Origin of the sequence: Cognatiluteimonas profundi, assembly GCF_009792795.1 — a bacterium.
GTDB classification, from domain to species: domain Bacteria; phylum Pseudomonadota; class Gammaproteobacteria; order Xanthomonadales; family Xanthomonadaceae; genus Cognatiluteimonas; species Cognatiluteimonas profundi.
Window position 1 is genome coordinate 1 of sequence record NZ_VKHQ01000019.1, and the last position, 204, is coordinate 204.

The window sequence follows — 204 nt, forward strand, 5'->3', positions numbered from 1 at the left end:
GCGAACGTCGGCCGCTTCGCCACCCTGTTCCAGCAGAAGGATCTCGTAGTTGGGATAGGCGGTATTCTCCAGCACGGTTTCTACGCAACGCTGGAGCTGCGCCAGGCGCTCCCCGGCCAGCACCAGGATGCTGACCGGCGGTTGCCCGGCGTGGCCGTAGTCCAGCTCGTAGCGCCCCGGCAGCCGGCTTCCGACTGTCGCCTG

Annotated in this window: 1 protein-coding gene; it reads right to left on the reverse strand. The window is 67.6% G+C overall.

Features of this window, described 5'->3' with window-relative positions:
* On the reverse strand, positions 1-204 hold a 204-nt coding region (locus GST15_RS12780; protein WP_159017701.1), incomplete at both ends, for a hypothetical protein.